This is a genomic window from Variovorax sp. GW821-FHT10D07 (genome assembly GCF_059415325.1).
Window position 1 is genome coordinate 499,828 of record NZ_JBWKMZ010000004.1, and the last position, 8,285, is coordinate 508,112.

The 8,285-nt window shown below is 69.6% G+C and carries 7 protein-coding genes; 5 read left to right on the top strand and 2 right to left on the bottom strand.

Features of this window, described 5'->3' with window-relative positions; genetic code table 11:
* Positions 1-25 precede the first annotated feature (25 nt).
* The 5 genes from AC07PU_RS16855 to mnmA all read left to right on the top strand — a co-directional run bounded on the left by AC07PU_RS16855 (position 26) and on the right by mnmA (position 6,344).
* Entirely contained in the window at positions 26-631 is a 606-nt protein-coding gene (locus AC07PU_RS16855; protein WP_495318909.1) for a DUF6891 domain-containing protein, read from the top strand.
* Positions 628-2,460, top strand: a complete 1,833-nt coding sequence (locus AC07PU_RS16860; RefSeq protein ID WP_495318911.1) for a VanW family protein — start codon at positions 628-630, stop codon at positions 2,458-2,460. Before AC07PU_RS16855 ends, AC07PU_RS16860 begins: the two co-directional genes overlap by 4 nt.
* Positions 2,457-4,130, top strand: coding sequence for an FxLYD domain-containing protein (locus tag AC07PU_RS16865; protein WP_495318913.1), 1,674 nt, complete (start codon positions 2,457-2,459; stop codon positions 4,128-4,130). Before AC07PU_RS16860 ends, AC07PU_RS16865 begins: the two co-directional genes overlap by 4 nt.
* A gap of 44 nt (positions 4,131-4,174) precedes the next feature.
* On the top strand, positions 4,175-5,167 hold the full coding sequence (locus AC07PU_RS16870) for an LLM class flavin-dependent oxidoreductase (RefSeq protein ID WP_431511219.1): 993 nt from the start codon (positions 4,175-4,177) through the stop codon (positions 5,165-5,167).
* A 64-nt stretch (positions 5,168-5,231) separates the two neighbouring features.
* Complete coding sequence (gene mnmA / locus AC07PU_RS16875; RefSeq protein ID WP_495318916.1) at positions 5,232-6,344, top strand: tRNA 2-thiouridine(34) synthase MnmA; 1,113 nt, start codon at positions 5,232-5,234, stop codon at positions 6,342-6,344.
* A 6-nt stretch (positions 6,345-6,350) separates the two neighbouring features.
* Here the strand turns inward: mnmA and AC07PU_RS16880 are convergent, their stop codons facing one another.
* Together AC07PU_RS16880 and AC07PU_RS16885 are read right to left on the bottom strand one after the other, a co-directional pair.
* Positions 6,351-6,833 carry an NUDIX hydrolase gene (locus tag AC07PU_RS16880; protein WP_495318918.1) on the bottom strand — a complete coding sequence of 161 codons (483 nt, stop codon included), beginning with the start codon at positions 6,831-6,833 and terminating at the stop codon, positions 6,351-6,353.
* Between the two features lie 190 nt (positions 6,834-7,023).
* Positions 7,024-7,752 (bottom strand): response regulator transcription factor, encoded by a 729-nt coding sequence (locus AC07PU_RS16885; RefSeq protein ID WP_093350467.1) that lies wholly within the window; start codon positions 7,750-7,752, stop codon positions 7,024-7,026.
* Between the last annotated feature and the right edge of the window lie 533 nt (positions 7,753-8,285).

Consider the following 8,285-nt stretch of genomic DNA (forward strand, 5'->3'; position numbering starts at 1 on the left):
GCCGAGCGCGGCTGACCCATTACGCATGGCCCTCACTCTCGACACCGAAGACACGCGACAAAGGATCCACGATCTCGTGTGGTCAGGCTTTCATCACGACGCCGACGTCGAATGGATGATCACCGACGAGTACCTCGATCCCGACGAGCTGACTTCCGATGACCGGGCCTGGGTCAAGGCCGAGACCGCGCGCGCCTGCGCCGCCAAGTATGCGGCCGAGGCCGAGTGGCCCGCGCAGACCGAATACGACCGCCTCGAAACCGCGTTCGCGCAGCTGCGCGAAGAGAAGATCATCGCGCTGCACCGCGCGGGCAACACGCTGGCCGACGGCCAGGACGATGTGCGCGATGCCTGGCGCGCCGCGGGCCGCGACGCCTCGGGCATCGTGGGCTGCTGCTTCTATCACGCACAGGACCTCGAGCGCGCGGTGCGCACCGGCCGGCTGCACCTGGCCTTCAGCGGCGGCCTGATCCCCGAGATCGCGCGGCGCGAGGCCAACACCGTCGCGGTCGGACAGCGCATCGCCGCGCTGCTCCAGGGCGTCGGCTTCGTCGTGCACTGGAGCGGCAACATCGACGAACGCATCGAGGTCGACCTCGGCCAGTGGCGCAAGCGAGGCCCATCGGCGTGAGCGTGCAGGCCTGGCAGCCGCCGCGCCGCATCGATGCGATCGATTTCTGGCTGCGCTCCCGGTTGCTGGCCACCGCGCATGGGTTGCGCGAGACGCTGCGTCCTTCCGCGCGGCGCTGGCCCGTGTCCGAGGCGCTGGCCGAGGCGCCCGTGCTGGCGCGCTTCAGCAGTCCGCTGTGGACCGATGGGCGCGACGATGAATTCGCGCTGGTCGCCGGCAAGGTGCAGAACCTGCGCGTGGCGCGCGGCGCCTTCGATGCCATCGAGGTCCCTGCGGGCGAGGTGCTGAGTTTCTGGCGCCAGCTCGGCCGTCCCGGCGCCTGGCGCGGCTTCGTGCAGGGCCGCGAGCTGCGCGGCGGCTGCGTGGTGCCGACGCTGGCGGGCGGGCTCTGCCAGCTCTCGAATGCACTGGCCACGGTCGGCGCCCGCGCGGGGCTCGAGCTGGTCGAGCGCCATGCCCACACCGCGCGCATCGAACAGGCCGCGGCCGCGCCCGACGACGCAGTGGACGCGACCGTGTTCTGGAACTACGTCGACCTCAAGCTGCGCGCGCGCCATGCATGGCGGCTCGAAGTCGAGCTCACCGCTACCGAGCTGGTGCTGCGTATCCGCGCGCATGCGCCGCGGGTCGCGCCGCGCGTGATGTGGCGTGCGCCGCACGAGGTAGGCGTCGACGCGCCATTGCCGCCCGTGGCGCGCGGCTGCCTGAGCTGCGACCGCAACGATTGCTTCCGTCACCGGCCCGCGCTGCCGGCCGCGGCGCAGGGGCGGACCGCCGTGCTGCTCGACGCATGGACGCCCGAGTTCGCGCGCTACCTCGAGGCCCATCATGCCGAGGCCGATCGCATGCAGCGCGCGCCCGTGCGGCTGGCGTTCTGGCGGCCGATGACGGATTGGCGCGGCGGCGAGGCGCCGGTCCACCGCCCCTGGCTGGCCAGCGTTCGCGGTGCGCTGTGGCGCCGCCTGTGGGCGCGCCAGGAAGGCGGGCGGCGGCAAGCCAGCGTGATCGATGCGCAGCGCTGGCTCGCCCAGGCCTTCGCGACACGGCTGCTGCCCGAACACACGCAACTGGTGGTCGACCAGGCGCTGTTGCCGCATCTGCAGCGCCTCGGCGCGCTCGACGGACGCGCGTTCACCGTGCTGGCCGGCGCGCTGCCGATGGCCGAGATCGAGGCACGTCTCGACGCGGCCGTGGCACGCTGGCCCGACGACATCACGCTGCGCGACTTCCGTGCCGCGCCGTCGATGGTGCGCGCCGAAGCCCAGGCGTTGGCACGTGCCGCCGTGGTGATCACGCCGCATGCGGCGGTGGCGGCCACGATGGCTGCCGCGGCGCCGCAAGCTACGCTCGAGCGGCTCGAATGGGTGCTGCCCGGCATGTCGCCGCGCGCGAACCGGACGCCGGACGACGGCACGCCGCTGGTCGTGCTGCCCGCCAGCGCCCTCGCACGCAAGGGCGCGCGCGAGCTGGCCGCGGCACTGCGCGGCAGCGGATGGCGCTTGCGCGTGCTCGGCACGCCGTCGGCCGATGCCTCGCTCTGGCAGGGCATCGCGCTCGACACGGCCCGCGATCCGCGCGGCGACTGGCTCGACGGCGCCTGCGTGGTGGTGCTGCCCGCGCATGTGGAACACGCGCCGCGCGCGGCGCTGCGCGCGCTCGCGGCCGGCGTGCCGGTGGTGGCCTCCACCGCGTGCGGTCTCGCGGGCCTGCAGGGCGTGCGCGAGGTGAGCGCGGGCGACATCGAGGGCCTGCGCGCCGCGCTGCGCGAGGCAATTGACGGCGCGGGCCACTTCAACGAACAAGACGACAACGACCAGCGCTTTCCATGACCATCGATCTCCAGACGCTCAAGTGCGGCGAATGCGGCAGCAGCGTGCTCAAGCGCACCGGCCTCAACGAATTCACCTGCCAGCACTGCGGCTCCGTCACGCTGGTGGAGGACGACATCTCCGACCGCCTCGACCGCGTGCTCGACCAGGTCAAGGATGCGGCCGCGCGCCGCCTCGCCGACGAGCAGGCGGCGCGGCAGAAGGTGGCGATGCGCACCGCGGGCTTCGCGGTCGCGGCCGTGTTCGGCATCACGCTGCTCGTGATGGTGGTGCAGATGTTCACGCGCAAGGACGCGCCCGAGGGCGGCCGCCGCGCCTCGGTCGCCGCGGTGGTCGACCGCAACATTCCCACCGATGGCCTCAAGCTCGGCGAACCGCGCCAGGTGCTGGTGGGCAGCGGCAGTTCGGCGCGGCCCAAGCTGCTGGTGGTGGTGCGCAACGAGACCGGCAAGCCGCTCGAGCGCGCCAGCGTCAAGGCCGCCTTCTACGACGGCGAGACACGGCTCGAGGAACGCAGCGAGTCGCTGCCGATCTCGGTGCTCGAGCCCGGCGAGAGCGCGCCGCTGCTGTTCGATCTGCCGAGTGGCAAGAACGTCTCGCGCCAGGAGCTGCAGGTGCAGCGCCTCTCTGCGCCCTACCGTTCGGCCGACGGCGCGCGGCTCGCGTTCTCGCGCCTGCGGCTGGTGCAGCAGGGCGATCGCGTGCGGCTGGTGGGGCGCGTGGTCAACGAGCGCAAGGACGCGGCCATCGGCGGCGTCGAGGCGCTCGCCACGCTCTACGACGATGCCGGCAACGTGATCGGCTTCGGCCGCGGCTATGCGCAGGGCAACGACATCGCGCCCGGCGCGCGCAGCGCGATCGACATCGACATCGCGCGCTTCGGCCGCGCCGCGCAGGTCGCGGCCTGGGACTACCGCATCGCCTACAGCACCATCGAAGCCGGCGGCTCGCGCACCGCGGTGCGCAGCGCCGACCGCGTGATCCGCACCACCGGCGCGCCCGAGGTCTTCCATGCCGACCTGCGCCTGAGCACCGAGGACCTGCTGGCCGACGACAGCGAGCGCTTCGACCTCAAGGAGCTCGAACTGCTGCCGTTGGTGGCCGGCCGCAGCAACATCCAGCGGCCGCTGTTCCTGACCGAGCTCGTGAACCGCAGCAAGGAGGCGGTGGTGATCGCGCCCGGCGGCGTGATCTCGCGCTTCGGCGGCAGCAAGGCCGACGGCGCCACCGCCATCCAGGGCCTGGCCTATCTCTACCCGGGGGAGCGCTTCCCGATCCTGCTGGAGCCGCGCGATGTCGACCGCATCACCCAGACCCGCGTCGAATGGAAGCCGATGCGCCGCGCGGCGCTGCCCGGCCCGCGCATGCCGCTCGAGGTGCAGGTGACCGGCACCAAGGCCGAGACCGGCAGCGTGCTGCTCAACTTCAGCCAGCGCTTCCTCTACAAGAGCGTGCAGGTCACGGGCAAGGTCAGCAATCCGGGCACGAACATCGTCGGCAAGGTGCGGCTGTGGGTGAGCCTGCGCGACCGCGACGGGCAACTCAGTGGCTTCAAGCTGGTCGACAGCCTGCCGGCCATCGCGCCCGGAGAGAGCGTGCCGTTCCAGGTCAACGTGGAGCAGAACGGCCGCGACTTCGCGAGCGTCGGCACGCTATACCAAACCGAATAGCCCCGCAGCCAGCGTTTGCGGGCGCTTCGCGCCATGATCGGCGGATGACCGATTTCTCGATCCTCGACCTCTCCCCGATCGTCGAAGGCAGCGATGCCGCGCAGTCCTTTCGCAACTCGCTGTCGTTGGCGCAGCATGGCGAAAAGCTCGGCTACCGCCGCTACTGGCTCGCCGAGCACCACGGCATGCCGGGCATTGCCAGCGCGGCCACCGCGGTGCTGCTGTCGCATGTGGGCGCGGGCACCTCGACGATCCGCATCGGCGCCGGCGGCGTGATGCTGCCCAACCATTCGCCGCTGGTCATCGCCGAACAGTTCGGCACCCTCGAATCGCTCTACCCGGGCCGCATCGACCTGGGCCTGGGCCGCGCCCCCGGCTCCGACCAGCGCACCGCGCGCGCATTGCGCCGCAACCTCGAATCGGACGCCGACCAGTTCCCGCAGGACGTGATCGAGCTGATGGACTTCATGTCGAAGAACCCGCAACAGGCGGTGCGCGCCGTGCCGGGCGCGGGGCTCGAGGTGCCGGTGTGGATCCTCGGCTCGAGCACCTTCGGCGCGCAGCTGGCCGCCCACCTGGGCCTGCCCTATGCCTTCGCCTCGCACTTCGCGCCGCAGCAGATGATGCAGGCGATCCAGATCTACCGCGAGACCTTCAAGCCCTCGGCGCAGCTCGCCAAGCCCTACGTGATGCTGGGCTTCAACGTGTTCGCGGCCGACACCGACGCCGAGGCCGAGTTCCGCGCCACCTCGTGGCAGCAGGCCTTCGTCAACCTGCGCAGCGGCCGGCCCGGCCGGCTGCCGCCGCCGGTCGAGGGTTACCGGCAGAAGGTCGGCCCGGCCGAGAACGCGCTGCTCGACTCGGTGCTGTCGTGCTCGGCCGTGGGCTCGCCCGACACCGTGCGCGCGGGCCTGGAGGCCTTCATCGAGCGCACCGGCGCCGACGAGCTGATGATCACCTCGCAGGTCTTCGACCACGCCTCGCGGCTGCGCTCGTACGAGCTGCTGGCCCGCATCCGGGACAGCCTGCGCGCCTGAGGGGCGCTCCCCGATTTCCCCCACGCCGACCCCGCCTCGCCGGGGCTGGGACAATGTCGCCCCTATGGCAAAGCAACGGATCGTGGTCGGGCTGAGCGGCGGTGTGGATTCCGCGGTGACCGCGCACCTGCTCAAGCAGCAGGGGCACGAGGTGGTCGGCATCTTCATGAAGAACTGGGAGGACGACGACGACAGCGAGTACTGCTCGTCGAACATCGACTTCGTGGATGCCGCCAGCGTGGCCGACGTGCTGGGCATCGAGATCGAGCACGTGAACTTCGCGGCCGATTACAAGGACCGCGTGTTCGCCGAGTTCCTGCGCGAGTACAAGGCCGGCCGCACGCCCAACCCCGACGTGCTGTGCAATGCCGAGATCAAGTTCAAGGCCTTCCTCGACCATGCGATGCGCCTGGGCGCCGAGAAGATCGCCACCGGCCACTACGCGCGCGTGCGCCTGAACGAGGCCACGGGCCGGCACGAGCTGCTCAAGGGGCTCGATCCCTCGAAGGACCAGAGCTATTTCCTGCATCGCCTGAACCAGGCACAGCTGTCGAAGACGCTGTTCCCGGTCGGCGAGCTGCACAAGACCGAGGTGCGCCGCATCGCCGAGGAGATCGGCCTGCCGAACGCGAAGAAGAAGGACTCGACCGGCATCTGCTTCATCGGCGAGCGGCCGTTCCGCGAGTTCTTGAACCGCTACATCTCGAAGGAACCGGGCCCGATCAAGGACGACCGCGGCCGCAAGCTCGGCGAGCACCAGGGCCTGAGCTTCTACACGCTGGGCCAGCGCCAGGGGCTGGGCATCGGCGGCGTGAAGGAAAAGGGCGCGCAGCGCGGCGCGGGCGACCACTCGCCGTGGTTCGTGGCGCGCAAGGACGTCGAGAACAACACGCTGTGGGTGGTGCAGGGCCACGACCATCCCTGGCTGCTGTCGACCTCGCTGCGCGCCGACGATGCGAGCTGGGTGGCGGGCGAGCCGCCGGTGCCGGGCGCCTATGGCGCCAAGTCGCGCTATCGGCAGGCCGACGCGGCCTGCGAGATGGTGGAGGGCGATGACGCGCCGCGCAACGATGCCTTCGCATTGCGCTTCGGCGACACGCAGTGGGCGGTGACGCCGGGCCAGTCTGCCGTGCTCTATGACGGCGAACGCTGCCTGGGCGGCGGCGTCATCGTCTGAGTCTGTTCAGCGCGGCGGCTGCCGCACCGAATCATCGACATGGATCAGGTCCAGCGGATGCCGCTGGCCGGCCAGGTGGTCCTCCACGCACTGCAGCAGCAGCGGGCTGCGATGCCGCGCCACGCTGGCGCGGATCTCGTCGGCCGTCATCCAGAGCGTGCGCACGATGCCGGTGTCGAGCGCCCGGCCCGCTTCGCGTTCGCCGAGCTCGCCGCTGAAGGCGAAACGCATGTAGGTCACGTCGGGATCGTCGGCCGAGCGCGCGAGGTAGATGCCGATCAGCGCGGTCGGTGTGAAGGCATGGGCGGTTTCCTCGAGCGCCTCGCGCGCGCAGCCCTCGGCGGGCGATTCGCCCGGATCGAGATGGCCGGCCGGGGTATTGAGGCGAAGGCCCTGATCGGTGTGCTCCTCGACCAGCAGGAAGCGGCCTTCGCGTTCGATCACCGCGGCGACGGTGACGTTGGGTTTCCAGCGGACGGTGGTGTTCATGGGGACGGCTTCCTTCGGCGGTCGCGCGGGGCCCGGGCCATGGCCGGCACGCCGCCGCGCGGATCATCCCCGTATTGGACGCGAAGCCGAAGGCGATGGATGGCCGCGAGAACCCGGTGGCTGCGTTTGCTCCCCCAAGAGCGCAGCGCCGGGTTGTCGCGTGGTCCGCCGCGGCGGACCTCCGAAGCGCTCAGGGGCTGCTGCGCAGCTCGGGCCCGCGAGAGCCGAGCTGGCCGGCCTCGACCGTCTCGAGCCGGTAGCCGAGCCCGTAGATCGCCAGCAGCAGGAAACCGTTGGACGGCCGCAGGTCGAGCTTGGTGCGCAGGCGAGAGATATGGGTGTCGAGCGAGCGCGAGAGCGCCTCGACGCCCAGGCCCCACACGGCTTCGTGCAGGTGTTCGCGCGACAGCAGGCGGCCGAGGTTCTGGAACAGGAACAGCGCCAGCTCGTACTCGCGGTTCTTGAGCTCGACCGGCATGCCGCGCACCTTGAGCGTTCGCGAGGGCGGGTAGAAGTGGTAGGGGCCGAAGACCAGCTCGGTCTCGTGCTGCGCGGGGTACGAGCGCCGCAGCAGGGCGTTGACGCGCGCCTCGAGCTCGGTGGCCTGGATCGGCTTGCTCATGAAGTCGTCGGCTCCCGCATTGAGCCCGGCGACCATGTCGGCGTCGTCGCGCCGCGCAGTGATGAACAGCACGGGCAGGCGGCTCTTCAGGTCGTGGCGGATCGTCTTCACGACGTCGAGGCCGCGGATGTCGGGCAGATGCCAGTCGAGAAGCAGCAGATCGAAGGTCTGTCGTCGCATCGAATGCAACAGCGACTTTCCATCTGCGTACTCATGGCACTCGTGCCCGAGCGACGCCATGGTCTGATGAATCAGTTTTCTCTGATGGGCCTCGTGGTCGAGGACAGCAATGCGCATTTTTATTACCCCCTTACTTCCTCCCATGGGTCGCCTCTGTGTACGACTCCAAGTGAGGCGAAGTGTATCTATCTGCGTCTAAGGTAAGTAATCTGCCCTGCAACTAATGCACATGAAGCGATCTTTTAAATGGATTCATCGAAGAATGATTACAAAGACGCACAACTTTGTCCTTTAGATGACACGAAGTGCGTGCAGGCGTCGGGGCGTTGTTTTTGCGCTGCATGGTGGGACGCCGCCCCGGCGCCGCCTGAGACCGGTTTCCTTACAGCGCACCAGAGGGAGCGCCGCCGATCCATCACCAATAAGCTATCAAATGGATAGCTAGATTTTCAGCAGCCACGGACGTTGGAGCATGGATACTTCGCCCCTTGCGCGACAGATCGGGCCGAATGTCTTGCTGTAAGCTTCGCCCGCATTTCGCGCTGCACCTTGCCCTGAGGAGAACTCTATGCTGATAGGCGTGCCTGCCGAGACAACGACAGGCGAAACCCGAGTGGCCGTGACCCCGGAGACGGCGAAGAAACTGGTGG

What these genes read in the sequence shown, in the direction of transcription:
- AC07PU_RS16855 (WP_495318909.1), top strand. Translation starts at nt 26, where the DNA reads ATGGCCCTCACTCTCGACACCGAAGACACGCGACAAAGGATCCACGAT.
- AC07PU_RS16865 (WP_495318913.1), top strand. Translation starts at nt 2,457, where the DNA reads ATGACCATCGATCTCCAGACGCTCAAGTGCGGCGAATGCGGCAGCAGC.
- AC07PU_RS16870 (WP_431511219.1), top strand. Translation starts at nt 4,175, where the DNA reads ATGACCGATTTCTCGATCCTCGACCTCTCCCCGATCGTCGAAGGCAGC.
- mnmA (WP_495318916.1), top strand. Translation starts at nt 5,232, where the DNA reads ATGGCAAAGCAACGGATCGTGGTCGGGCTGAGCGGCGGTGTGGATTCC.
- AC07PU_RS16880 (WP_495318918.1), bottom strand. Translation starts at nt 6,833, where the DNA reads ATGAACACCACCGTCCGCTGGAAACCCAACGTCACCGTCGCCGCGGTG.
- AC07PU_RS16885 (WP_093350467.1), bottom strand. Translation starts at nt 7,752, where the DNA reads ATGCGCATTGCTGTCCTCGACCACGAGGCCCATCAGAGAAAACTGATT.